Source organism: Candidatus Zixiibacteriota bacterium (assembly GCA_035380245.1).
GTDB lineage: Bacteria > Zixibacteria > MSB-5A5 > GN15 > FEB-12 > DAOSXA01.
The window spans coordinates 693068-719872 of sequence record DAOSXA010000001.1; the positions used below are offsets into that span (position 1 = coordinate 693068).

Sequence of the window (26805 nt, forward strand, 5' to 3'; positions counted from 1 at the left end):
TTACCGATCAGGTCAGGCGGCGGTAACGCAGACGGCGATTTTCGTACAGTTTATCGCCAAGGTTATCCATCCGCCATTTCTCATACTGCTGGAAATTGCCCTCGAACCAGCGGACTTTTCCTTCTCCCTCGAACACGAGCAGATGCGTGCAGATGCGGTCAAGGAAAAACCGGTCGTGGCTGACCACCAAAACGCAGCCGCTGAAATGATGAATCGCTTCCTCAAGCATCCGCAAGGTGTTGACATCGAGATCGTTGGTTGGCTCATCGAGCAATAATACGTTCCCTCCGAGCTTGAGGGTACGAGCCAGGTTGCAGCGGTTGCGCTCACCACCCGAAAAATCACTCACCTTTTTCTGTTGATCCGCCCCACGGAATCCGAACCAGGACAGATATTGCCGCACCGGCACGGTTCGAGTACCGACCGGTATCTCTGAAGCACCGTCGGCGATGGCCTCGACCAGCGGGGTATCGCCGGACAATCCGGTGCGTTCCTGATCGACATACCCGAACTGAACCGTGCTGCCCAAATCGATCTGGCCGTTATCAGGCTGCTCTTCACCGATCAGCATGCGCAGTAAAGTGGTCTTGCCGGTTCCATTGGGTCCAACCAGCCCCACTACGGCCGACTTGGGAACTGAGAATTCGGCCTCTTTAATAAGCTCCGCTTTGTCGTACTTCTTGAACAGGTCCCTGACCTCGATCACTTTGTCCCCGAGCGGCGGGCCGGGTGCTATGCGGATTACCGCTTCATCCCGCTTACCGGCCGCTGATTCCCGCGCCACCAACTGCTCGTATTCGGCAATACGCGAACGCGCCATCTGATGGCGATCTTTATTGCTCATCTTGATCCATTGCAGCTCGCGTTGAAGAGCTTTGGCCCGGGCGCTGTCGTCTTTTTCCTGCTCGGCCAGTTTGGCCAGCTTCTGCTCCAGCCAGGAACTGTAATTACCCTCCCACGGGACACCGTGACCGCCGTCCAGCTCCAGAATCCAGCGCGTGATGTTATCGAGAAAATAGCGGTCGTGAGTAACTATAATAACCGTCCCGGGGTATTCCTTGAGCTGTTCCTCAAGCCAGACCACCGTCTCGGCATCGAGATGGTTGGTCGGCTCATCGAGCAACAGCAGGTCGGGCTTCTCCAGGAGGGCTTTGCAAAGGGCCACGCGTCGTCGCTCGCCCCCGGAGAGAGTGCCGACAATGCGATCGTCATCGGGCAAACAGAGCGCATCGGAAGCCTTGTTGATCATCTGATCAAGATTCCAGGCATCGGCGGTATCGAGCTTGTCCTGAAGCTCGCCCATGCGATCCATCGCTTTCTGCATGGCGTCGTCGTCCATTGGTTCAGCCATACTCTCGGCGAGCTGGTTGTATTCATCGAGCATCCGTGACAATTCACCGAACGCAAGACTGATGGTTTGCTTGACCGTCAGGCTGTCGTCGAGCACCGGTTCCTGCTGTACGATTCCGGCTCGATATCCCGGCGTGATAAACGCCTGCCCCTGGAAATTATCATCGAGCCCGGCCATGATTTTCAACACCGTTGACTTGCCTGAGCCGTTTTCACCCACGATTCCGATTTTGGCTCCCGGATAAAAACAGAGGTTGATGTCCCTAAGCACCTGCTTCTGCCCGTAGAACTTATTCAGGCGAAGCATCGTGAAAATGTATTTATCAGCCATCGGCCAGTCCTTTAATAGGTGTGTTGATCTGTCCCCGTCCGGATTGCGCTGTCAAGTCAAGGTTGCAATGAACCTTTTCCCTGCATGCTTCCGTTTCTATGAGGCCAAATGTAGAGAGAGAAAGTGAATGTGACAAGTCAATTGATAGAGCGAACCGGACATAGTCCAACGATTGCGGTTGAAACCGCTCGAATAAGAAAGATGTCGGTTGTGGATCAGATTCCGGTCAGAAGTTTGAGTCCGCCGACAATCACGGCAACAACAATCAATACCGGCAGAAAAACGGCGAACAGTGCTCCCAGGATACCGGCCACAGCGCCGAGCACACCCGCTATGATCCCGAAGATACCGGCGATGAGACCACCGATGATCCCTGCCACCCCGCCTATAATGCCGCCGATCAGTCCTAATCCGCCGCTGCACAGGAGGCCGATCAGAATCAAACCTGCGAACATCAACCCAAGAGTTTTTAACATGGCTTTGTCCCCTTCTAATCCCGGGTGTCAAGCACCCTGAGCCTTTTACCCATCTGTCAATACGGATTACTCTGGTTGAGGTTGCATTATTCGAAGTGGAAACGAATTTCCAATCGATTGCAGCTGGTCCGCATCCCCTCCTTCAGATTGTATAATTGGATTCGTGTTGATCCAGCTCAGGATGGCCAGTGCCGTTATGACCGACCGAGTTTGGCTCTGAGAAGATTTCGTTCCAGGACTACCGCCGCCTGGTTGGCCAACGACATAATCGAAGCAAGGAGGTTGTCGTCGACGGGCAGATGCGGTTCGGTGGCATCGATAAAAACTACGAATCTGACTTCGTCGAGAATGGTTATCGGTACGGCAATGAACTCGTTGCTGTTCAAACGCTTCAACTCATCCGACGTAACCGGGACGGTTGATCCCTCTCCATCATAAAACAATGGACGGCCCTCGTTCAGGATTTGCTGGAAAAATCCTTCCCGGGCCGTGAACTGCAACGCCTGGACGGTCTGCTGCGATTCGAAACCGAATCCGACATTGCCGGTGAACAGCGATTTCCGGGGATCATATTCGAATACCGCCACCCGTCCCATTTGGAGCCCTCGATATACGGCTTCACATACAACCTGAAGAATCTCATCCTGCTTTCTGGCTTCAAGCAAAGCGCCGGTGGCATTACGCAGAAAGGCCAGTTGTACGTCCTGAGCCGTAAGCTGCTGTTGCATTTCGGCAAGGATGGCGTTGGTGTTGGCATTGGGTTCCAGTTCGCTTTGAATGTCGATCTGAAGATCCTGAGCTATTTCCGCTACCTGCCTGCGGCATTCTACCAACAGGTTCACCATAGCTTCATCGGATATATTGACCAACCGGCGAGCTTTGGCAATCACTTCACGATATTCGGCTGATTCGGGATCGGCCGAAGCCATAACGAACGGTCGAATTAAATCGGACAGGTAAACTAAATCGACCACCAGATGACTCGAACGCTCCTCCGGCATGAGATCGGTGCGATGGTGATCCTTGATAGCTCGGACCAGTCCGCGCGGCAGATTCCATTTTTCGGCCATATAGCCGCCGACTTCACAGTGGTCGGTACCGATAATCACCCGCTCGGTTTCCCAGACGTTGGAGGAATCGGGATTCAGTTGCGATATCTTCTCGTATTTTTCCGGGTACAACGCCGCCAGCACCGCCTGACCGATATCATGCAGGAAACCGGCAATGAAAGCCACCTCGATCAGTTTTTCCTGCCGTATTTCGTGAGCGATATATTTCGCTATCACTCCCGAGGCGAGCGAGCGAGTCCAGAATCCAACCCGGTCAAACGACGTCTTGTCGGAGACATGGTTCACCACCTCGTAAACCGCCATCGAAATCGCGATATTATGCACCGCGCGAAAACCAACCAACACGATGGCGTGTGTGACGGTGTTGATCTTCCCGGCAAACGAACCGTAATAGGTCGAGTTTGCCGTGCGGAGAATGCGGGTTGTCAATTGATGATCGGAAAGAATGCAATTGGCCAGGTCGGCGGCAGAGGCTTTGGGATCCTCGGATACCTGTCGAATCTTGACCACGATCTGGGGCACCGAAGGCAGCTTCGAAAACTTCCCAAGCCTGGCCTGCATCTCCTGCGGAATAGCATGAGTCATGCTTCCTCGAATATCCCCACTTCTGACTGGTATTGCTCGAACGCTCTGGCGGCAATTTCATTTATATCATCTTCGTTAAGACCGAACACCCGTGCCGATTCCAGATCAGCTATGTTCTCCGGTACCGGATTGTTGAAACCTACGCCAAAACTTTTAGCCACAGAGTTGCTCAAATTGATTAAATATGCCCCTGGGACGGGAATCCCTTCCTCGATGGGAGGAAGTTGATGATGCCAACAAACACTCTCGATGATACTTTCCGGGAACGACCAACTCTCAAGCAATACCTTCGCTACCTGATCATGCGAGAAACCGAAAACCTCATGTTCCACATCGTAAAATTCACGTTGTTCATCCTGAACACGGACAACGATTTCTTCATACTGCTTGGACATCTTCTGCATCATTACCAGCTTGCCGATATCATGCAGCAAAGCCGCAATGAACAACTCATCCCCATCGTCATAACCGATTCGCTCCGCCAGTTGGCGAGCCGTAACTGCCGACGATAACGAATGTTGCCAGAGCTTCTTTTTCAGCCCGTATTCATCGTCTTTCATGTACATACTGTGAGTCGAAGTGGCCACGACCAGTGAACGGACGGTGAAAAATCCCAGAATCAGCACCGCCTCCTGAAGCGTCCGTACACCCTTGGAACGACCGTAAAACGATGAATTGGAAAGTTTCAGAACCTTGGCCGTAAGCGACTGGTCTGAGGATAGAACTCTTGAGATGTCTGTTACATTGGAATCGAGATCAGATGTCAGACCCATGACAGAGCTTACAATAGCCGGTGACGCAGGCAATTCACCCACTGCTGATATTACATTCTCAATCGCGTCATCATTTCTGGTGGCTGTCTTTTCATCAATCGTATCAGGCATCGGAGCCCTTTCTGATATTCTTCCTCTTTTCTCCTTGTTATCGGCATTCCTTGCGATGAATTGACTAACAACCCTGCATTACCGTTGCGCAATTGGTTACAGTTGGCTATAAGCAAGTCGATCTGACATGACATCCATAAATGCATCTAAATCAGTCAGATATATTGAAGAATCAATCGGACGACGCGAGATTCGCCTGCTACGTGGAGTCGAAGCCTGGAAATTTGTAGAAGTGTCGCTTGTCTTTTCTGTACGGAAGGATTTTCTCAATTAGTCTCATCAGGGTAATAACTCATACTCTCTTTTTTGTAAGATCTTTACCGTTATCATGTTAGGCTCCGCCCTGGTCTTTGACGGGCAACTTACCCTGTGATAATTCCACCCGTTTGGAATCTGGCTTCGCACCGGACAGGTTGCTTCAGACACAGTACATATAGCTCTTTGGCTTTTCTTTACATGAAAACGGCAATACCCTGGCCCTGATTGGCTACGATATTACATCGAAAAAGATTAATGAGAAAAGTAGACGCTATTCGATTATCCGAAGAGCGAAGCGGATCATGGTCCTGACGCGGTTGATATCGGGAAACGCCTTACCTACCACACCAATCCCCTGGACGATCCCGGCGAGGTGCTGAGCCAGTTCATGCGGCGTTTCCGACGGGCTGATCTCTTTCGCTTCAACGGCCATAACCAGACAGTGCTCCAGAGCTGCCTCAAGTTGACAGATAAACTCCTGACTGCACCTGGCTATCTGGCGATCAACTTGCGCCCTTTCCACTATGGAATTAACAATAAAACAGCCTCGCCGCCCCATCCGTGAAGAGTAGTGACCTTCGAGCTTATTAAAAAAACTCCGAAGACCATCGAGACCGGACGCAGCTTCGGTGAGTGACGAAAGCATTCGTTCGTCCATCCACCGCCGATAGCGATCACATGCAGCCATGTATAGCTGGTGCTTGTCGCCAAACGTATCATAGAGACTGAATCGATTGATATTCATCGCCTCGACCAAATCCTGGATCGAGGTCGCTTCATAGCCTTTGCGCCAGAAGAGTTTCATAGCGGCGTCTAAGGCTTTATCGGGATTGAACTCTTTGGGTCTTGGACTCATGATGCCAACCGCATAGTGCGGTATCTCCTAGGGTGTCTTAGAGTTACTGACCTCTCTCTATAGTAGGTTGACAACTTCCGGATGTCAATGTGAAAGTCGGCCAGAACTCGTCCGTGTCGTTTATTGAATCATTATTACTGAATGTTCGTTCTGCTATAAACTGTTTTCAGGAGTTCGCTGCTATAGTCCTCCGGAAGATCTGCCTCCCTGGTAAAACAATGGTGTGCGGATGTTTTTCAACGTTTACCTCAACTTCGGCTGGCGTTCCCGGCAACGACTTTGAGCGCAATTCTCTTTAGTTCCTGAACACGAAAAGGTTTGATGATATAATCAGCGAAACCGTATTTTTCATGGTCGATCAAACACGTATCGTTGGTATAACCCGAAGCCACAACTGCCCGGACATCCGGATCTATTTCCTTTAATTGCTTGATCGTTTCTTCGGCGCCCATACCACCGGGTACGGTTAAATCCAGAATTACAATATCATAACACTGCCCTGAAGCCAGTGTTTCCGTATACTGTTCCACCGCTTTCCGACCATCATCGACAAGATCGGTTTTAAATCCCATCCTCGATAAAACCGATCCTGCGACCTTGCGTACTGCTTCTTCATCATCCATTACCAGTGCACGCCCTGATGCCGTCGAAATACATTCCTCGGATTTGTCCATCGCTTCACTCAGAGCACCACCTCTTGAAGCCGGCAGATATATGTTGAATGTTGTACCCTGTCCGACTTGCGATTCGATGTCGATATGACCGTCATGACGCTTGATTATCGAGAACGAGGTCGCCAGACCAAGACCGTTGCCGGTCTGCTTAGTCGTGAAAAATGGCTCGAATACTCTCTTAAGGTATTCTTTGGGAATACCGGAACCCTGGTCTGAGATGGAAATACGAATGTATTGCCCCGGAGCGATATCATCGATCTGCCCGGGCCCGACCTCGATGTTGGCGGCTCTGATCCTGACCACGCCTCCCCCGGGCATAGCCTGATCGGCGTTGATAATCAGATTATGGATCACTTGACTGAATTGACCGCGATCCACCTCGACCGGTCTCAGGTCGGCAGCGAAGTCAAATTCACATCGTGTGCGAGAGCCGGTCAGGGCAAATCCGGCTGAATCGGCAATTATCTCAGGAATCGCAGCCGTCGTTCGAATCGGCGCTCCCCCCTTCGAGAAGGTCAGCAACTGATGAGTGAGACTTTGAGCCCGCACCAGGGCAGCTTCGGCATCCCGCAGACGATCGTAAGCTTCATTATTGTCGTCTACGTCGAGCATGGCCAGGTTGATATTCCCGAGAATGGCCGTCATGATGTTGTTGAAATCATGAGCGATTCCACCGGCGAGCAGGGCCAGCGACTTGAGTTGCTGCATTTCAGCCAGTTTGAGTTCGGTCTTGCGACGCATCGATAAATCACGGTAAAAGAACGACAACGCCCGTAATGTTCCATCCGGATTCATCACCGGTGATACGGTGATACTTACCGGGATGAGTTGTCCTGATTTATGGGGTCGGACCGTTTCATAGTTGGAAACCGGTTCACCCTTTCGACACGATTTTACCCATGCCTTAAACTTCCCCGTGTCGATTTTGTCCAGACCGGGAAAGGTGTGACCGAGGAGTTCATCGGGTTGAAAACCGAACAACTTCTCCATGGCCGGATTCATGGCAATGAAATTGTCGTTAAGATCACTGATGGCAATAGCGTCACCACAACCCTGGAACAACGCCCGGTTTGTCTCCTCGCTGGCTCGCAGCGCTTCCTCCGTCGCCATCCGACCGGTTATATCGTCAATTACGCAAATAGACCGGAAATAATCACCTCCGGCATCCGTCAGACCGGACGAATAAACTACAACGTCGAGTTCATGGCCATCTCGATGCACCATCTTGAAGTCGCAGCCCTTGTTAGCTCCTTTGGTCAATACATCCTGAAGCGAAGATTCAGCGCGACGAAGGTAATCGGGATGAACGATCCGAGACATCGGCTGTCCAATCAATTCTTCACGATTATATCCGGCTATCTCTTTTACGCGAGTATTGCAGTCGACAATCGTGCCGTCCGGATCAACCAGGGCAATCACCGATACGGCACGTTCGAAAATTAAACGGTACTTTTCTTCACTTTGTCGTAGGCACTCCTCCCGCTTGATACGATCGACTGCGCAAGCGATATGCTCGGCAACATAGCTTAAATACTGCAGGTGATGTTCAGTAAAGGATTCCCCCGGCAAGTAAGTAGACATACCGACCAAACCGATAAAATCCTGCCTGATGAGTAATGGGACAGCCATCCAGGAACAAAAAGTCGGCTCCGCCGGGGTGACAATATGCCCCTTCTCCAACAGGTCACGATACGCATCACGATCGACGAGTCTGGGGGCGGCATCGTTGATCACGAGCCGATCGAGTTCAGCGACACCTGGCTCAAGGCCCTTATCGTGACAGGCAATGCCGCGATCATAACAATATGGAATGGTGAATTCACCGGAAGTCTCATCTTGCAGAGCTATATAGAAACTACTCGAATCCATTAGGTGAGACATCTGATGACGGACCGTATCGAAGAAGGAAACGATTCCGGCGTTGCCGTTGGCAGCGCGACAAATACTAACCAACGTAGCCTGCATGGTTTCGGCATAAGATCGGGAGGTTATTGCTTGAGCCATACAAACCGCCCGATCGCGGTCACCCAGCTCGATAGCCGACACCATTGTCTCGATCACGGATTCATCGGATCGAACGAATCTGACGGGAATCTCCCGGATAGCTTCGACTTCCTGATTAAGAGTTAGTAAAAGACGAAGAGTCTGACCAGATGAATCATCGGCCACGAAATCACGTAATGACCGATCTATAACCTCGGTTCTTTCGTACCCCAGAACGTGTAACCAGTATTGATTGGCGTCGGTCAGGTTACCGGCGCGATCGACCTCAAAAACCATGACGGGAAGACGGTCAAACGCATCAAAACCTCGTTGAATCAGGTCTCTTGCGGATGCTTGCTCCCTGTCCGGACGAAACGGTCCATCGGAATCAGGCGTGCAGTTCATGATGTAGCTCCCCACTTAAATGATAGGCTTCTTCCTAAGAAGAAAACCGTCTAAAAACGTACCATACCCTCAGCGAAATCATAATGGTGTCGCTTGAATCTTAGACAACCAGCGTAGCCGTGTCCATCAGAGAAGCAGTACAGTCATAGCAACAACCTGGTCAATATCGAGACACAACCAAAGCCGTCTAACCGGCTTCCTCGAAATTGGTGTCATTGGCCACATGCCTGTACCGTTATAATAATTTTACTTCCTGGAAAGCAGGTTAGCAATACAAAACATCACGATCATAAAAAAACCCGTCGGCCGAAGCCGACGGGTTTCAAGGTGCTTATTGTAACTCAGTTCATTACGGATGCTGAAGCGCCGGGCCGCCCTGGAATGCCCAGGAAACCCAGTGGACCAGGTCGGAAATATCCGCCGGACCACCGCTGCCGTTTACATCAGCCAATTCCTGGTACTGCGGTGCAGCGCCGCCGTTGAACATGTAGTCGACCAGCAGGATGAGGTCAGTGATATCAACACTGCCGTCGATGTTCAAGTCACCGGAAATGTGACCACAGTACTGGATGACATCGCTAACCGAGAAAGAACCACTGCTGTAGTAATCACCGGTAACGGTATAGGTTTCCTCGGTGCAATCCCAAACCAGGCCACCACCGGAGTAGTAGTAGGAGAAGGCTGCCAGATCAAAGCCGAGGCGCAACACGTCACCGTTGAAGCCCGGATAGACACCGACTTCGTATTCGGTCGGGACGATCGAGCCGTTGATAACACAGGTGGTCGGATCGATATCGGCAACACCGTAGGAGGCATCGAACTCATCGGAAATATAGATATATCCCGTTTGCGGTTCGACAGCATTCTCCATGAAGACGTTGCAGATAGCCGGGGAGCAGGAAACTGTATCCAGTTCCGACTGACCGATTTCCAAAGTAACCGGAACAGTGCTAACTGTCGTACCCTTGACGCCGTCGTGCGTGAATACCAGGTCGGCCGTGTAGATGCCCTCATCGAGCTCAGCGGCATCGTAGCTGACCGTGATAGGAGTGGAGCCGTTGGCCGGAATAGTGCCTACTTCAGGAGAAGCACTCAGCCAGAGCACCGGTCCAGGCGGGCAGTCAACGTTCAACCAGTAGTCGTTAGTGGTGCCGCACGGATAACCCTCGTAAACACTGGCGCTTACGAAGACATAGTAGATACCGGGGCCGGCTTCGCGGGAAACGGCCACGACATCGTCGGCACTACCACTTGAATACGGATCAAGAGCAGAAGCCAGGGAGCAGTCGGCAGTGTCTACGAAACCAACGATGAACGGGTAGTTCGCGCTGGCGTTAAGAGTCACTGTCACGGTGCTGTAAAGGGTCAGCAGATACCAGTCGGTGTCACGGGTGCTGCCGTCAGCCCAAACGGTACCGCAGATGGTCGTGCCGCATTCGATCGGCTCGAACGCCGGGGTATCCATGTTGCAGCCGCCGTTGGTGTCGTCGCCGCAAGCTTCAGCTTCGGTGCCGGCGCCTTCGGGACACGCAAACGGATCCGGTTCCTCGTATTCGTAAATATCGAGGACGTAATCACCATAATCGCCACCGTAACCATCAATGATGATGTAATAGGTATTACCTGCCGTGAGCGCCAGATTCTCGAGTATCGAGCGATAGGTGCTACCGGAGCAGCCGTCATCGTCACAGGCAAACGGATCATCCTGAGTTACGGCGTTTTCATAAAGGAACAACTTCGTGTCGTAACCGGAGGCACAGAGGTCGATCGTGACGACGATGTCGGTAGCCGGTGTGTACTCGTAGACGACATCAGGAGATGTCGAGGAGTACGGGCAAACCTCTTCATAGTCATCGGTGTAACCTTCAGTGCTGCCTTCATCGTAGAACGGAATGCTGCCGATCACATAGGCGGTGGAGATATCATCGCCACCCTGCTGCGTCATCGGAATGTTTTCCGGACCTTCGAATTCCGGTTTCGGCTTACCCTGGGTGTCGAGATCGGTGTAAGGCAACGTTCCGCGACCCTTGGAGCCGTACAGATAAGAAATTGAGTAGTTAATATCGAAGTTACCAACCGCCATCAACGTCAGGTCAGTGTTACCGGTCGAGCCGGGAGCCTGGAGACCGAAGTCGATTGAAGTCGGATTGGTCGAGAATGTCGAAGGAGCACCCGCCACCACGGTGATGGTGTACGGACCTTCAGCGTCGTAGTCGGGATCGAGCAAAACCGGGTAGTAGTAGGTGCCGGCTTCGAGGCTCTCCCAAACGATCGTGATATTGCCGTCACCGCAGTCGTCGGTATTATAAGTACCGGCAGTGGTGAAGTCGGCACACGGGCAACCGATGGCCAGGTTCAGCCAAACGTTGCCGAAGGCCGGCGAAGTGCCGCAGTAATCCAGCGTCACGTCGGCCATGGTTTCGATCGTGAAGGCTTCCCAGACATGACCACCCTCGAACGAAGCACACTGGTTGGTAGCACAGGTGTTGTCGCCGTAGAAGGTGACCGGTACACCGTCCGCAAGAACGACCGGAGTGACATCTTCACAGTTGTCGTTCTCCGGAGCTTCACACGGGGTGCAATACACGGTGAGAATACCGTCACCGGTGTTGGTGCTGTAGCCGCCGACTTCAATGATGAAGTTGTCGCCTACCGCGCAAGGAATACCGGTAATCTCAGACTGCAGACTGCAGGCATCGTCATTGCAGCCAACCTGAGTGCCGGTTAATGGATCGAAGCCTTCATAGACGGCCAGCTTAGTGTCGTAGCTGGAACCGCACAGACTGACAGTCACCTGACCATCGCAGGTGGCCGTATAGCAGAACCACTTATTCGGTGCCGTCTGGCAGGACAGCGGACCGTCCGGAGTAGCATCGGTAGTGGTGAAAGGCAGCGAGTCCACATCGCCGATCGATTCACAGTACTCCCAGGAATCGTTGCTCTCCACGATGACCGCTTCTTCGATCGTCAGGGTGAACTCATCGATACAGTCAGGAGACGGATAGGTATCCAGCATGAGATAGTAGATACCCGGTGACAGTGTCTGGTTGTAGATTCCCTTGTCACTGGAAGAACCGGTAACATAAGCGACACATGTCTCGACATCACCGCAGGCATCGGCAATCATCATGCCGGTCCAGGTCGTGGAGGTAGTCATCAGGAAGTTGAAGGCCATCTCCGTGCCGACGTCGAGCATGTAAATAATATCCTCACCACCGTCGTAGTAACCGAGACAGGTGTTCTCGTAGTCGTTCACACGACCGCAGGTGAAGTTAACATCGACATACTGTGAACCGTCACCACCGGTCATGTCGTCCGGCAGCTTGACTGAAATCGGGTCTTCACAGTTGTCACCCGCACCGCCTTCCGGCATTACATCAAAGGTAACGTCGAATTCATCGATGCAGTCGGGGGTCGGCCAGGTGTCGACCATCAGGTAATAAGTGCCGGCCGTCAGCACCAGGCCGGTAATCGACTTCGGATCACCGCTGGAACCGGTAATGTAGTCGATGCAGGGATCGACATCACCACAGGCATCGGCAACCAACATGCCGCTATAGGTAGTCCCCTTCGGGTCAAGCGTGATCTTCAGGTTGGCATCATCGGTAAGGGTGAACTCAAGAATCCAGTCCTCGCCACCATCGTAGTAGCCGAGGCAGGAGTTCTCATAGACGTTCTCCATACCGCAGGTGGTCATACCCGAGATAGTTGTCGGCAGATCAGCCAGACCGAAGCTGAGGGTGTAAGGATCTTCGCAGCTCGCACCCGGAGGAAGCGGTTCGGCTTCGCTCAACGTGATGCTGAACTGGAAGTCCATGCCGGTCTTATTGCCGTCATCGGTATAGACCGGGAACAGGTAAGTCGCGGGACCCGGCAGACGGTTGAAGGTCATGTTCGGGTTCTCGTAACCATCGCCGCAGTCGACAAACTCATAGTCGTCGGCAATGATATAAGCTTCGCAGTCGAGCGGAAGAGCTTCTTCATAAACTACAACGCCAACCGTGTAGATATCACCCACGGTGCCGCAGTAGTCGATGTGGACTTCGTTCTCGCCATACGGAGCATCAAAACGATACCAGATCGCTTCCCAATCCAGAACGCCTTCGCAGTCGATCGTGGCGGCTGCAGTGGAACCGGTAACGGTTGCCGGCGGCTCGATCGTGATAGCGCCTTCCGGCTCGTCGTTTTCCGGAACGGTCGGACATGGATTGTCGGTGCAGTTAAGACCGGCGCTCCAATGGCCGCTAAGTTCGCCACAGGCGGCTTCGGTCAGATCCTCACAGGTGAGGAAATCGGTACCGTAGCAGCAACGACCGACCGGCGGAGCGGCGTCGTTGATCGAAACAGCGTCAATGCTGAACTGAGCGCCGTCGTATCCGGTATATACAAAAGCGAACTGAGCCGCCGTCGCGGTGTTGTACGAGGTAAGATCTATCTGCTGCTCGTACCAGGTCCAGTTAGTGAACTCCCCAACCTGGTTATTATCCCACAGGAAGTCCCAGTTGGAACCGCCATCGGTGGAGATGTAAACGGTGAGAGAGCAGTTCGCATAAGGATCGACAGACCAGTAATAGCTGCCGTTCCACCAGAAATCGAGATACCAGGTGACACCATCGGTGGTCAGATCGACAGCCGGGGTGATCAGCCATTCATCCTGATTGCCGGTGTAGTCTTCGTCATAATAGCACGTGGCATAGTAAGTGCCTTCGTACGGTGACGAGGTCGACACTTCCCAGGTGAAAGCATTGTTGACAACGGTCGTCCAGGTGGTCGGCGGTACCAAGCCGTCTTCAAAACCTTCATAGAGAAGATCCACCCGAGTCAACGGATCGTAAGTCATGCCGGGAGAGCTTTGCACCGGGCTGACACGATCACTCAAACCATAACGATGAGCCTTAGTGAGGAGGAGCATCTCCGCTTCCTTAGCAGCGATTTCCTCAGCAGGCGGATTGAAAGGATCATCAATACCCTGGTTGTCTTCGCCGGGTTCCGTATGAACCGGCGCAAGTTGCTCCTTGAGAGCCCAGTTGGCGCCGTCATCGGCCATTCCGACCGGTTGTACGCTGGTGGTGCCAATATCGCCTACTACGGCAATACACAAACCACCGAACATCGCCAAGGCGACAAGGATTTTGATCGTCGTTCTGAGATTTGCCATTCAAAACCTCCCTATCGAGGGAACCGAAGGCCATAAAGAAAGGCCATATCCCCCGATGGATTGAAAGTAAGTTACCCTGCGTGAATAACTATGTTTCTCGCACTGTACATTAAATTACCTCAATGCAAGTCGGAAAGGGATCACCTCATAAGCGTCTCCTTATAAGTTTAAGGCCAACGGTTGGTTATATGTAAGTACTACAATTTGGATTGTACATGACGTATAGTCGGTTTTCCTCTCTGCCAGCCTAGGTATAATCCGGGGGGGGACCCCTGATTGTACCTAGACGAGGGCTAGTCTAAAATATCTAAGTTTTCTCCATTTAGTCAAGAGAAAACTGACGTTTCATGCCCTGTTTTATGCCCGTCTGGCCCAGATTTACAGCCATTTGTGGATTTCCACAAGCCCTTTACTTGGCTCAAACAATTATAAATGACTTCGATGCGGAAAGAGTCACACTCAATCTGTAAAAACCGTAATAAATTGATCATCCAATACGCATCGATAAACCTGGAATAAAAGTTGTAAAAACAAAAGGTGCGGTCCCCTCTGGCCGCACCTTTTTATTATCAAATCTGTTGTGTACCGTTGCTGTCGTCACATAGAAACAGCCTTCTCTGTCACGGTCTTATCAAGCACTTTTCTAACGGCGGCACCAATCGCTTCCACGGTAAAGGGCTTCTTCACATAGCCGCCGGCTCCCAACTCTAAAGCTGCCTGAACTCGCTCTGTGGCAGAGTAACCGGACACAATCAGAGATTTCTGATCGGGACAGTGTTTGACAATTTCACGGAGGGTGTCCAGGCCATCGAAATCAGGCTCCATGATCATATCTAAAACCACCAGATCAACCTTGTTATTCTTCAGGTAATCAAGAGCTTTATGTCCGTTTTCCATCGGGACGGTTATATAGCCAAGCATTTCCAGAAGTGCACAGGCCATTTCCCGTACTTCTTCAACATCATCGACGATCAGGATGGTCTCATCTCCACCCTGAATATCATCATCCGCTTTTTCAGCTTGCCTGGGCATTTCAGTCAGTGGGAAGTATAATACGAACTCCGTTCCCACATCGACTTCAGAAATGATATCATAACTGCCATGATGATCTTTCAGGATCCCATAGACTACTGCCAATCCGATACCGCTGCCCGAGGCGCCCATAGCTTTCTTGGAAAAATACGGTTCAAAAATTTTCCCGATCGCATCCTCGGGGATGCCGCTGCCGGTATCTTTCACTCGTAGAACGACATAGTCACCCGGCTCAATCTGTTCACTGACTCCCGCAGCCTTGCTTAGATGTTCCACGGAAGTGCTGACCCGAAGATTGCCTCCGTCCGGCATTGCATCATAGGCATTGACGATAAGATTCATCACTACCTTGGCTAAATGTGGTGCTGAGCCGTTAATCAAACCGATAGCCGGATCAAGTGAGTTTTCTAAACGGACTTCGTTACGTTGCTCGGAAAGCTTGAGATACGACGGCGAATCAAGATAATTTTCAACTACCTCATTGAGATTCAACGACTTCATTTCGTAGCGACCGCGACGAGCCAATGTGAGCAGGTCCTGTATTACCTCGGCAGCATCAACTGCCGAACGTTGAATTCGCTCTATCTGTTTGCGAATCGGATTATCCTTTTCGAGCTTGCGCAGTATTAACTCCGGATAGCCGACCAGGGGTCCGAGCATATTGTTAAGATCATGAGCCACACCACCCGCCAGCATGCCGAGCGATTCCATTTTCTCCGCTTTCAGGAGTTTTTCTTCCAGCCTATGCTGCTGTTGCTGTGACCTTAGGCGTTCGATGGCCATGGCGACATTCCCGGAAACGAACGACAGAATCTCCATATCGGCATGAGTATATCGCTCCGGATCGTGATAATCCTGTACTGCGATGACACCGATAACCTCGTCACTGACAGTCAGCGGTGCTCCCAGCCATATCGGGGAAGCCTGCCCTACCTGGGTAATCTCGCCCGACTCTTTAAGCCTTTTCATGGATTCTTCGTTTACCAGAACCGGCTGTGCCGTACGCCGGACATACTCCGTGAGACTTCCCGTGAGATCGACCGGATCCGGTCCAACCGGATCATATTCATCGACACAATACGGGAAGCTGTACAGCCCCGATTCGTTATCGTAAAGAGCGATATAAAGATTGGCGGCATCCATCAACGTGTAAAGAATCTGATGAATCGTTCCCAGCAGTTCTTCCATGTTGGTAGTAGTCACGGCCGCTTGAAAAATCTTGAACTGAGACGCCTTGATTTCTTCCGCTCGTTTCAGATTCGTGATGTCCACGAAACTTAAAAGCAGGAATATCTCAGAAGAGAAATCGACACTGGTGACGGTGAGAAGAATAGGTGTTTCACGTCCGTTGAGATCGATCAGAAAAGCCTCGACCGGCTGAGCATCTTTCCCCTGCGCTCCCATCGCGATATCGAGACCGTCGAGTCGACCGAAATGCTTACTATACGGGCTGCCTACTATTATATTCTTCTGCCCCCCGAGTAGCTGTATGCCGAGGCGGTTGGCCTCGATAATTTCATGGCTGGTCATGTCGACTACCGCCAGCCCGGCTTGTACGGTATCGAGCAGCTTACGCGACCGTTCCTCCTGCGCCTGTAAAACGCGCTCGGCGATTTTGCGGTCGGTTATCTCGGTGCCGAACAGCAGGAACGAATCGGACACGACATCGAGTCTGACCGTAAACAGGAAAGTGGCGGTGCCGATTAAATGTTCGAATTGATAGCGCTCGTTCTCGGTCAGGCGTTCGATTCGATTACGGTTAAGATGGACGAATATATCATACAGCGACTGACCGACGGGATCATCACCAAACACCCTCTTCGCCTGTGGATTGGCATCAAGTACCATACCACTCCGGTCGGTTCGCATAACCGGCGAGGGATTATAACGGGCGAAAGCTGCTGCCTGTTGCAGTTCCTGTTCAATCCGACGGCGCTCCAGCAATTCTCGCTGAAGTTGCTCCGATCTGGCCCGGGAGGTCGATACCAGGTCTTTCTGGCTATTCACCAAATCAGTTAACTGGTTCTGCTGAAGGCAGTTGACCAGGGCTCCCGCTGAAATCGAGGAAAGGACATCCAATACAACCAGGTCGATCTCGTCGTATTCGACTGTTTTATCGTCTCGCGATAGAACCAGAAGGCCGTCAAGTCCGGCCGAGGGACCGATCATGTGGGTCGTTAGAATTTTATCGCTGATGCCTATCGTTTCGAGTCTGTGGAAGGCTTCATGGTCGGCTTGACTTAGCTCTAGCAAGCTGGTGCCGCCCAACAACGGCAATCCCCTTAAAACCAACCGGAAAGAGTCAACCTTCTCTGCCTCAGCCTCTGAAAGGCCGTAATGCCAGAGACGGTCGATGTCGTATTTTGCATCCGTTATATGAAGTACCGCCCGATCCGCTTGAAGCGCCGATGAGGCCACGATCAAAATCGACCGGGCCAGTTGGTCCAGATCACCCAGCGCCAAACGTACCAGGGTGCTTGCCTGCTGGCGAAGCTCAACGATACGTTCGTCGAGATGCCGCATATCACGACCGGTCAATTCCAATAGATAGCCCTTCTGTTCAGGGCAGCAAAACTCTCTGCTTGACCGGGTCCGGAAACAATCAATCCCCCGGCATATTAAACCAAACGCCGCCCCTATCTCCTATTTCGGAGGGGGCGGCGACAGCTTTAGAGTCAATTGATACTATTCTACGAATCGGATTCCAATGCTCAGCGGCTGCACAGAGGCGGCGGACCGGATTGGAACATGTAGGTAACCAGATAGACCAGATCGGCGATATCCGGACCGGTTCCGGAACCGTCAATATCGACCAGACTCATATCCGGTGGTTCCGGACCGGATTGGAACATGAAAGTGACCAGATAGACCAAATCGGCGATATCGGGTCCCTGCCCGTTGCCGTCGACATCACCACACGGCTGAAGAACGATCAAATCCAGATGCTGCACATCATACAACGACGGCGAGGAGTTGTCATCGACTCTGATCGAAAAATAAGAATGACCCATTTCACTGCAAGTACCGGAGAGCTTTCCGGATGAACTATCGAGCGTCAGGCCGTCGGGCAATGCCCCGGCCGTCAAGCTCCAGACAAACGGTGGCGTGCCGCCTTCCAGCAACAACTCGATATCAACCTCTCGACCGGCATCGATATCATCAAGGCTGTCGGTCGTAATCTCAATTGACGGCTCCGGCGCCGTGATTACCTCGACATGGACACACAGATTGTAAGGCAAACTGTAGATATCGGTCATCCTGCGCCAGACGCCGTTGTCAAGAATACTAGTGCGATCTTCGGCGCCGCTTCCATCGTCCATATAGACCTGGAATGAGTCGGTCGGATTGGCCAGTTGATGTTTATAGGCAATATGGAATTCTTCACCGGTACTGAAGGAAATTGAGCGGCTAGAAAAATCAACTGAGGAGATATCCCCGCCGCTTACCAGAACCGAGTCAATGACATCGGTTGGATTTGTCCCGTCGCTGTGATAAACATAGACAATACCGGCAGCACTGTCCGGGAACGATCCCAAAGCTATTACCCGACCGAGCGTTATATCCTCTTCCGCGGTGAATCTCATCGCATAACTCGTCCAGTCTCCACCCGGCAAATTAAGAACATAAGCGGCGCCGTTGTCATAAGTCAGCAAATCAGTTGAGCCAAGAGACTGTGTTTTCAGGGTCGGATCACCGTTGAGGGTCATGCCGTAATGCCAGGTAATTTCCGATTCGTCAAATCCTCCGGCGGCTCGGGCGGCAAACCAGTCGTAAAAAGCCTCACCGATTACCTTACCGTCACCCAACGGACCGTAAAAATCATCGAATTCCAGCATCGATCCTGATTTGCTGCTGCCTACCGCCGCCAGACCGTAGTCAGGGCCAAAAATATACCAACCAGACATATAGTCGGTCGCGGTGTACAGAGCGTTGGAACAGGCAAATAAGTTGTAGAAATGACCAACCGGATGAATATCGTTGTGCAACTCGTAGAAATACGTGTAGCTGTACTGCGGTATCGGATTTTTGAACTGATGACCGCCCGACCAGGAATGAACACATACTTCCACCAGTTCGTAGTTGTCATCAAGCCGACTCTCATAATCCGGTGCGAAGGTTACGTACTTATCCTTCACGAACGTCCTCTGGTTGTAGGCCAGACCAACATCCAGGTCCCATGAATCGGACCAGTCAAACCAGTCGTCCTCAACATAAACTAAAGCCCGGTTGTTGACCGGCAGACAGTCGGAGCGATAACGATGATCTTTATAGAAATACCGGGTTATTAGCTCCGCTTCGGAATTGCCGTAATAAGTGAGAGGCGAGGCAGTCAACCGCCCCATCCAGATTTCAGGAGCGACATCACCGGTGTGTGAATCGTAGATATCGTCCACATCCAGGTCTTCATAGACTCCGTCAAGATCCATGTAAAACAAGTCCGTTGGAAACTCGGCATGACTTGGCGGATCACCAAAATCGGTTTCATACCAGGCTACAGGTAAATCACCGATAAAAACGCACCCCGCCATACCCGCCTGATAACGGCTATACAGCGCCGCGCGAAGGTCCTCGGGATTACCGCCAATGCTGGAGTATACCTCTACCTCATACCCCTCACCGGTCAGGTCCATAACATATTGGTCAATCGCCGGGGTAACCTGGGAAAGCAAATCGCTGTTAATTACGATCGTAAACTTGACGGCATCACGTATTCGAGACAATGGTTGAGCGGTCGTAATCAGATTGAACGAGAAAGAACCGGAAGCAGGGTGATCGGCCCGGTAGTCGGCATAGGTCATTGGTTGTGATCCGCCTGGATCGGCCCAATGCGTGATAGGGATGTTGTTGTTTGTTACGGTCTTAAGATTGGGAGGATTGGTGTCGGCAAAAGCCACGGTAACGGCAATGATTGCTATTAACATTGCATATACTGCCGTCGGAAGACAGCGTACACGAAGATAACTTTTCATTTTCATACAACTCCGGGGCGGGTACTAGGTTTCATCTTACGTTCGGTCGTGTCAACCTTACGCTGTAATTCCTCGATACTTGTCAGGATCAGAGACACTATCCTGAAATATCGGTCATATCAATATAACTTAAAGTAAGAAACTGTCAATCAAAGCCCTGCCGGCATTATCCTGTTGCGACCTGAATACCGGGGTAAAGCAGCATTTGCGGCGTTTGTTTGAATTTAGTATGTTGAATAAATACGAAGGTTAAACGCTATAAGAGATATGTGGAATTTAGTAACAAAGATTTTCGGAACTGCCCACGAGCGTGCCGTCAAGAAAATGCTGCCGCTCGTAGAAGAAATAAACGAACATTTCGCCCGCCTGGCCGACCTGTCCGAGGACGAACTAAAGGCTAAAACCGATGAATTCCGGCAACGGCTCGAAGCCGGTGAGACGCTCGATGATATCGCCACCGAGGCGTTTGCGGTGGTCAAAGAAGCCTGTCGCCGCCATGTCGGAGTATCCTGGGACGTAGCCGGGATCGAGACCGAATGGAACATGGTGCCGTTCGACGTGCAGTTGATCGGCGGGCTTGCCCTGCATGAGGGGAAAATTGCCGAGATGGCCACCGGTGAAGGTAAGACGCTGGTCGCCACCATGCCGGTTTACCTCAACGCCCTCTCGAGCAAAGGTGTCCATGTCGTCACGGTAAACGATTACCTTGCCCGTCGTGACCGCGAATGGATGGGCCGGATATACGAATACCTCGGCCTGACCGTGGGCGTGATTCAGAACCAGATGACCAACGCCGAACGGCGTGAGATGTACAAAGCCGACATCACCTTCGGCACCGCCAACGAGTTCGGTTTTGACTACCTGCGCGACAATATGGCTCAAACCGCCGAAGACCGCGTTCATCGCAATTATAACTACGCCATTATCGACGAGGTCGACTCGATTTTGATCGACGAGGCTCGTACTCCGCTGATCATTTCCGGGCAAGTCGAGTCCTCCGTGAATGACCGCTATCGTGAAATGAAGGATACCGTCAAGCGGGTCGTTTCCAAGCAAAACCAACTCGTCAACGACATGCTCACCAAAGCCGAGCACTTGCTCGAACAGGACGACGGCAAGGGCGAGTTTGAAGCCGGTATCAATATCCTCGCCGCCAACCGCGGCGCCCCCAAGAACAAGCGCCTCATGAAACTGTTAAACCAGACCGGCATGAAACAGCTCATGAACGACGTTGAGGCGCAGTTCATGCGCGATAAAAAGCTGCACGAGATCGATGATCGTCTGTACTACTACATCGACGAGCGTGAGCATACCATCGTGCTGACCGACCAGGGGCAAGCACTCTTGTCGCCGCAGGAGCAGAAGCTGTTCGAAATCCCCGACATATCGACCATGCTGTCGGAGATCGACGGCGACAAATCACTCGATGACGAGCAACGCAAGCAAAAGACCGACGAGGTGTACCAGATACACTCCGAACGGTCCGAGAAAGTGCATGCCATCAATCAGCTTCTGCGGGCATACTCGCTCTACGAGAAAGATGTCGAGTATGTCATCCAGGACGGCAAAGTAATGATCGTCGATCAGTTTACCGGCCGTATTCTTCCCGGACGACGTTATTCCGACGGTCTCCATCAGTCGATCGAGGCCAAAGAAGGAGTTACTATCGAGGCCGAATCGCAAACCCTGGCCACGATCACCCTCCAGAACTACTTCCGTATGTACGACAAGCTGTCCGGTATGACCGGTACCGCCGAAACCGAAGCGCAGGAGTTTTTCGACATCTACAAGATGGATGTCATGGTTATCCCGACCAACGTACCGGTAATCCGCGATGATATGGAGGATCGCATTTATCGAACGCGCCACGAGAAATACACCGCGGTTATCAACGAAATCGAGACGAAACACAAGGAAGGACGCCCGGTGCTCGTTGGTACGGTATCGGTCGAGGTATCCGAGACGTTATCGCGCATGCTCAAACGAGCCGGCATCGGCCACAATGTCCTCAACGCCAAACATCACCAGAGTGAAGCGGAAATAGTGGCCCACGCCGGTGAAGCGGGAGCGGTTACAATCGCCACCAACATGGCCGGTCGTGGTACCGATATCAAACTCGGTTCGGGTGTTCGCGAGGTGGGCGGCCTGCATATCGTCGGCACCGAGCGGCACGAATCCCGCCGGATCGACCGCCAGCTGCGCGGCCGCGCCGGTCGTCAGGGGGACCCCGGTTCATCGTTGTTTTTCCTCTCGCTTGAGGACGATCTGATGCGCCTCTTCGGCGGTGACCGCCTCGGCGGCATCATGGACCGGCTCGGCGTTGAAGAGGGCGAAGTCATCACTCATGCCATGGTGACCAAGGCGATCGAACGTGCGCAGAAGAAGGTCGAGGCCCAGAACTACGCCATCCGCAAACACACCCTCGAATATGACGACGTCATGAATGTCCAGCGCAAGTGGATCTACGAACGCCGCCTGGCGGCGCTGGAGCGGCCCTCAATCAAGGAAGAAGTGGTCGAGTTGATCGAGGATATCCTGCAACTCCTGCTCGATACCTACTGCACCGAGGACCAGCATCCCGAAGAATGGAACATGCCCGGCCTGGTTGACGAACTACGCCAGATATATCTGCTGAATCTCCAATTCTCACCGGAAGACATCATCAGTATGTCGCGCGAGTCGCTCAAGGAGCGGATACTCGGCGCGGTGATGGATTTCTACGGTCAGAAGGAGGCTTTGTACGGCGAAGAGATCATGCGCCAACTCGAACGCTACGCCGTATTGTCGACGATCGACCGCCATTGGCGCGATCATTTGGCCGAGATGGAAGAACTCCGCGCCGGTATCGGTCTGCGCGCTTACCACGGGCAAATGGGCAAACCGATCGACATCTACAAGAAGGAAGGGTTCACCATCTTCCAGAACATGGTCGATACGGTCGACAAGGAGATTGTCGGGTTGGTGTTCAAACTGCGCGTCAACATGCCCGAGAAATCTCGCGCCGAACGCCGCAGTGACATGGTTGCCACCAAAAAAGATTCGACCGGCATGGGCATGACCGGAACGCCGCCGCCCCCGGCTCCGGGCGGAGTAACACCACAGGGTGGTCCGACCGGTTCCAATCCGATGGCTGCCGCTTCCAAGGCCGGTAAGCAGGATCGTACTTTCAAACGCGAACAACCCAAGGTCGGTCGCAATGATCCTTGTCCCTGTGGCTCCGGCTTGAAATACAAAAAGTGCCACGGCCGCGACGCCTGAGTCGATTATCGCTTGCTCGATAAACCGTTGTTCACAAAGAATACTCTCCGTACTCGTAGATCAGGACTCCCTGAGATCTGCTAGAAAACAAGTCTATTTCGTAGCCCGGGATCCCCGCGATCCCGGGCTGTTTTGCCAATGCCGTCCGGCGACTACGCCCAATGACTGTCTCCGCCCCTGTAGCTCCGTGTGGCGCACCCAATCTTGGGTGGGGAATTCTAGGTGGGCGGCAGACCTCCTGGTCTGCTCCTGTGCCTGCTCCTTTTCATTGATTCGCCCTACGGCATGCTCCTAACATGGAAGCCATACATACCGTCAATATGTAAAGGATGTCCTGACACAACTTGTAAAGGATCTCATGATACTGTACATGCTTGCAACCTGACATTGTAGGGCACGTCTCTCCGAGACGTGCCATGGATCGTAGATGAGATGAAGATGCGGCAGGTCTCGGAGAGACATACCCTACAAGGACTGCCAATGAATTGCAATATGAGGCAGATGAGGCCGTCTGCCGCCCACGTACATTGCTGACGCCATGATTTAGGTTGTAGGAGCGATACCCTCCTCCTCACTCGAACCCGGTGAAATCCTCGATATGCACCCGGCTGCGCTGGGCGATTTTGTCCAGTTCCGCCAGTACTCCCCAGACCATATCGGTAGAACCACATAGATAAAACTGCGGATCGATTCCTTCCGGTAGATGCCGCTTCAACATCGCGGCGTCGATCCGGCCGTGCTCGAACGAACCGTCCAACTCAGAGCGGTCGACACGCGTTACCGTCGGCACCAGCGTGAACCAATCGGTTTCATCGTGCAATTGCTTCAGTTCGTCCAGAAAGGCTGCTTGATCCGGCGTCCGATTGGAATAAAACAGCCAGGTCGGCGGTGTTTTGTCCTCATGAGCCATCTGGCGAATCAAACTGAGGATCGGGGTGATACCGATTCCCCCTGCCAAAAAAACCACCGGCTCATCGTAATTGAGTTTGTCGCCGAACGTCCCGAAAGGACCGTCGACCGTAACCCGGTCCCCCTCCCTGAGTGATTTGAACGCCTTCTTATATATCGACTCGCGGTCACGCACCGCAAAAGTCAGCAGTTCTTCACAAGGAGCACTGGCGATAGAAAGACTCCGGCTGCCGTCGAACTGATCATCGGTTGCTATCTGCGGTAACCGAAGATCGGCGTTTTGTCCCGCTTTATAAACGAATCCCTGCGGTCGCTCCACCTGAATCGCCATTTTGTGCCGCGCCGGTTCCCAGCGACGGACCACTCGCACTGTTTCAGACATTTTTCTTTTTCTCCAACAGTGATTCTTTCGCTTCGATGATATCTTTCGACTGGCTGAACGCCTTATAAGACGACCGAACCAGCGGACCCGCCTCGACATGCTTGAAACCGATCTCGTGACCGTAGGCGGCGATCTCCTTGAACTCGTCCGGATGCACGAATCGTTCGACCGGCAAATGTACACCCGAAGGTCGCAAGTATTGCCCGACCGTGACGATCTCACAGCCGGTATCGAGAATCTGCCGCAGCAACTCCTCGATTTCCTCGCGCCGTTCTCCCAGCCCGACCATGAAACCGGTTTTAACCACCGGTCGCGCGGCATAACGATCCGCCTGCCGGAGGATATCGAGCGAGCGCTCCTGTTCGGCCCCCGGACGTACTCGGCGATAGAGTCGACCGACCGTCTCGACGTTGTGGGCGAACACATCAGGCCGGGCCGCCAGCACGATATCGACCGCTTCGGCGTTTCCCTGCAAATCGGGGATTAACACTTCGACCTTCATCTTCGGATCACGACGGCGCAGTTCGTGAATTGTGTCGGCGAATATCTCGGCGCCGCCGTCGGGGAGGTCATCGCGGGTGACCGAAGTCACCACCACTTGTTTCAGGTTCAGTTTGGCCACCACCTCGGCCAGGCGGCGGGGTTCATCGCGATCCAGACCGAGCGGCACAGCCGTCTTGACGTTGCAAAACCGGCAACCGCGTGTGCAATGATTGCCAAGGATCATGAACGTCGCGGTTCCTTCGCCGAAACACTCGCGTATGTTGGGACAGGCCGCCTCCTGGCAGACACTGTGTAGTTTGTGTTCCTCGAGGATATTTTTAACCCGGGAATAGTTGGGTGAGGCTTTGGCCTGGACTTTAATCCATTCCGGCATACGCTGTTTCGGCAGTGGTTCGATCTTTATGGTAAGCGGTACTCTGTGTTCTATTTGTTGTTGTATCATAACGCCCCTTTTTCAGGTTTGGCAGAAGAACCACCGGTGACCGCCTCAGGTTCCAAATTTGTTGATATCACTAAAAACTCAGTAGAACCGGACCTAACCGGGTAGTCAGGGTTTTCCCTTCCACGATCAGGGGGGATTTTACAATTATATTCCTATAAATCATCTAGTATTAAAACAGCATGGTGGCTTCTCTATCCCTTGGAAATGCGGAGTTATTAACTCCACGGACTGATGTAAAACTAAACGTAAGGAGCGTTGCAGGACTATTTTGGGTTAACACATCGGAGGTGGGAATAAACCCTGTAATAACCTGTAACAAAAAGAAACCCGACTTCATAAAGAGGGTCAGCCAGGGTAAAGTCGCCTGAATCAAAGGCGAGTTTAATCTGATTTCGGTATGCAACCTCTTTACCAAACCCGTAAGGAGACGTTGGATGAAGTATTGTATGTTCGGTTTGGTAACCCTATTAATGGTGTTGTTTGGCTTAGGCTGTTCCGGGGATCAGTCTATTTCTCCCACCACCGAACTCACCAGCGCTGTTATTGATCTGGAACCTGCCGGCGGTCCGCTTGGTTTTGATATTGCGATCCGTGATACTATTACTACGATCGACTACGCCGCCGGAACTTTGACCGTCAGCAGCCTCACTGAGACCGTGAATGTGGATGAGAACACGGTCATCTGGGGAGTGACTAGTAGTATAGTCGACGGCAGCCCTCTGAAACAGGAAAACACTTCAGGTATGGCTACCGGAGAAGGAAACGGCTACCGAGTAGTGCGCAACGATACGTTGTTGACCATTACCGATCTGAAAGAGGGCGACGTAATTGAACTGCGTGCCTGGCAGATCGATGCAACCAGCCTGCTCGCCGGCATGATTAAACTGACTAATTGCGGTGACGCGGTATGTCAGTGCCTCGAGTTCAGCGACTACCTGGCATCGACAGATAACGAGACTCGGATAGTTACTTTCGAGAACCAGGCATGGATCGGTTGGATCTGTCCCGGCGCCGTTATTCTCGACAGCGACGGCAACAGCCTGACTTTCTGCGATCTGGCGGTTGGCGATTATGTCGCGGTCAAAGGTTATGCGCTCGATGGAGACACCCTGAAAATCAGTCTTCTGACTCTAGCCTTACCATAGGAGAGTGAGTTACCCTGCGTGAATCGAGCTTTGGCACTCGATTATCCTCCCTATGGATTACAAGCGGGTCGCGGCCTTCGGGCGCGGCCCGTTATCTTTTGTGACATATCATTTCGTTCATTCAAACTTGCCC

General features: G+C 52.3%; 13 protein-coding genes. 2 read left to right on the forward strand and 11 right to left on the reverse strand.

Annotated features, from left to right (window positions below; all coding sequences use genetic code 11):
- Positions 1-7: 7 nt before the first annotated feature.
- The 9 genes from ettA to PLF13_02845 all read right to left on the reverse strand — a co-directional run bounded on the left by ettA (position 8) and on the right by PLF13_02845 (position 19984).
- The gene (gene ettA / locus PLF13_02805; GenBank protein HOP06199.1) at positions 8-1681 is read right to left on the reverse strand and encodes an energy-dependent translational throttle protein EttA; all 1674 of its coding nucleotides are present in this window, start codon (positions 1679-1681) and stop codon (positions 8-10) included.
- A gap of 215 nt (positions 1682-1896) precedes the next feature.
- Entirely contained in the window at positions 1897-2157 is a 261-nt protein-coding gene (locus PLF13_02810; protein ID HOP06200.1) for a hypothetical protein, read from the reverse strand.
- A 194-nt stretch (positions 2158-2351) separates the two neighbouring features.
- Entirely contained in the window at positions 2352-3812 is a 1461-nt protein-coding gene (locus tag PLF13_02815; protein ID HOP06201.1) for an HDOD domain-containing protein, read from the reverse strand.
- Positions 3809-4696, reverse strand: a complete 888-nt coding sequence (locus tag PLF13_02820) for an HDOD domain-containing protein (GenBank protein HOP06202.1) — start codon at positions 4694-4696, stop codon at positions 3809-3811. The genes PLF13_02815 and PLF13_02820 overlap by 4 nt, the downstream gene beginning before the upstream one ends.
- Before the next feature lie 529 nt (positions 4697-5225).
- Positions 5226-5810 carry a TetR/AcrR family transcriptional regulator gene (locus PLF13_02825; GenBank protein ID HOP06203.1) on the reverse strand — a complete coding sequence of 195 codons (585 nt, stop codon included), beginning with the start codon at positions 5808-5810 and terminating at the stop codon, positions 5226-5228.
- A gap of 248 nt (positions 5811-6058) precedes the next feature.
- Positions 6059-8872: a PAS domain S-box protein gene (locus PLF13_02830; GenBank protein ID HOP06204.1), complete on the reverse strand. Its 2814-nt coding sequence runs from the start codon at positions 8870-8872 to the stop codon at positions 6059-6061.
- Positions 8873-9221: 349 nt separating this feature from the next.
- Complete coding sequence (locus PLF13_02835) at positions 9222-14030, reverse strand: choice-of-anchor J domain-containing protein (protein ID HOP06205.1); 4809 nt, start codon at positions 14028-14030, stop codon at positions 9222-9224.
- 597 nt (positions 14031-14627) lie between these two features.
- Entirely contained in the window at positions 14628-17585 is a 2958-nt protein-coding gene (locus PLF13_02840) for a response regulator (protein ID HOP06206.1), read from the reverse strand.
- A 188-nt stretch (positions 17586-17773) separates the two neighbouring features.
- Positions 17774-19984 (reverse strand): putative Ig domain-containing protein, encoded by a 2211-nt coding sequence (locus PLF13_02845; GenBank protein ID HOP06207.1) that lies wholly within the window; start codon positions 19982-19984, stop codon positions 17774-17776.
- Between the two features lie 315 nt (positions 19985-20299).
- On the opposite strand from PLF13_02845, the gene secA reads away from it, so the two are divergent.
- Complete coding sequence (secA, locus tag PLF13_02850) at positions 20300-23290, forward strand: preprotein translocase subunit SecA (GenBank protein ID HOP06208.1); 2991 nt, start codon at positions 20300-20302, stop codon at positions 23288-23290.
- A 571-nt stretch (positions 23291-23861) separates the two neighbouring features.
- Here secA and PLF13_02855 read toward each other — a convergent pair.
- Together PLF13_02855 and lipA are read right to left on the reverse strand one after the other, a co-directional pair.
- Entirely contained in the window at positions 23862-24581 is a 720-nt protein-coding gene (locus PLF13_02855; protein ID HOP06209.1) for an FAD-dependent oxidoreductase, read from the reverse strand.
- A complete protein-coding gene (gene lipA / locus PLF13_02860) occupies positions 24574-25527 on the reverse strand; it encodes a lipoyl synthase (GenBank protein HOP06210.1) in 954 nt (317 codons plus the stop codon). Before lipA ends, PLF13_02855 begins: the two co-directional genes overlap by 8 nt.
- 434 nt (positions 25528-25961) lie before the next feature.
- Between lipA and PLF13_02865 the strand changes: the two genes are divergently transcribed.
- On the forward strand, positions 25962-26672 hold the full coding sequence (locus tag PLF13_02865; GenBank protein HOP06211.1) for a hypothetical protein: 711 nt from the start codon (positions 25962-25964) through the stop codon (positions 26670-26672).
- Positions 26673-26805 lie beyond the last annotated feature (133 nt).

Bases quoted from the DNA above. Each gene is read 5' to 3' on its own strand.
- PLF13_02835 (HOP06205.1), bottom strand. From the start codon at position 14,030: ATGGCAAATCTCAGAACGACGATCAAAATCCTTGTCGCCTTGGCGATG.
- PLF13_02810 (HOP06200.1), bottom strand. From the start codon at position 2,157: ATGTTAAAAACTCTTGGGTTGATGTTCGCAGGTTTGATTCTGATCGGC.
- PLF13_02830 (HOP06204.1), bottom strand. From the start codon at position 8,872: ATGAACTGCACGCCTGATTCCGATGGACCGTTTCGTCCGGACAGGGAG.
- PLF13_02840 (HOP06206.1), bottom strand. From the start codon at position 17,585: ATGCGGCATCTCGACGAACGTATCGTTGAGCTTCGCCAGCAGGCAAGC.
- PLF13_02820 (HOP06202.1), bottom strand. From the start codon at position 4,696: ATGCCTGATACGATTGATGAAAAGACAGCCACCAGAAATGATGACGCG.
- lipA (HOP06210.1), bottom strand. From the start codon at position 25,527: ATGATACAACAACAAATAGAACACAGAGTACCGCTTACCATAAAGATC.
- PLF13_02825 (HOP06203.1), bottom strand. From the start codon at position 5,810: ATGAGTCCAAGACCCAAAGAGTTCAATCCCGATAAAGCCTTAGACGCC.
- PLF13_02855 (HOP06209.1), bottom strand. From the start codon at position 24,581: ATGTCTGAAACAGTGCGAGTGGTCCGTCGCTGGGAACCGGCGCGGCAC.
- PLF13_02815 (HOP06201.1), bottom strand. From the start codon at position 3,812: ATGACTCATGCTATTCCGCAGGAGATGCAGGCCAGGCTTGGGAAGTTT.
- ettA (HOP06199.1), bottom strand. From the start codon at position 1,681: ATGGCTGATAAATACATTTTCACGATGCTTCGCCTGAATAAGTTCTAC.
- secA (HOP06208.1), top strand. From the start codon at position 20,300: ATGTGGAATTTAGTAACAAAGATTTTCGGAACTGCCCACGAGCGTGCC.
- PLF13_02865 (HOP06211.1), top strand. From the start codon at position 25,962: ATGAAGTATTGTATGTTCGGTTTGGTAACCCTATTAATGGTGTTGTTT.
- PLF13_02845 (HOP06207.1), bottom strand. From the start codon at position 19,984: ATGTTAATAGCAATCATTGCCGTTACCGTGGCTTTTGCCGACACCAAT.